The organism is Noviherbaspirillum sp. ST9 (assembly GCF_048799745.1).
Lineage (GTDB): Bacteria > Pseudomonadota > Gammaproteobacteria > Burkholderiales > Burkholderiaceae_D > Noviherbaspirillum.
The window spans coordinates 1-529 of the sequence record NZ_JBLWFR010000210.1; the positions used below are offsets into that span (position 1 = coordinate 1).

Here is a 529-nt window from a genome sequence, read left to right on the forward strand (position 1 = left end):
CCAGCCGAGGGACTTTTCGTAGGTGGCCGTCACCCAGGCGAAGAAGCCGTCAAGCAGATGGGATAGGCGGGCGAGGCGGCTCTGACGACCGCTAGGGGACGTGGCGGGCTTCGCATCGATCATGCGCGCCGACATCATGGGCGTAGCGGTGAGCGACACCACCATGGAGACGAGGATCGAGGCCGACAGCGTCACGGCGAACTCGCGGAACAGACGGCCGATGATGCCGCCCATGGCCAGCAGCGGAATGAACACGGCCACCAGCGAGATGGAGATGGCGAAGACGGTGAAGCCCACCTCCGCCGCTCCTTTCAGGGCCGCTTCATAGCGCGGAGTCCCCTCCTCCACGTGGCGGGTGATGTTCTCCAGCACCACGATGGCGTCGTCCACAACGATGCCGATGGCGAGGACGAGGCCGAACATGGAGAGGTTGTTGAGTGAGAAGCCGGCCGCCGCCATCACCGCCAAGGTGCCGATGAGCGACACGGGAATGGCGATCACCGGGATCAGGGCCGCACGCCAGCTCTGC

General features: G+C 65.6%; 1 protein-coding gene. It reads right to left on the reverse strand.

Going from position 1 to position 529, the window contains the following annotated elements; translation table 11 throughout:
- Window positions 1–501, reverse strand: a 501-nt coding sequence (locus ACNOHI_RS25575; protein ID WP_420477531.1) for an efflux RND transporter permease subunit, incomplete at its 3' end; no start/stop codon positions are given.
- Window positions 502–529: the final 28 nt, after the last annotated feature.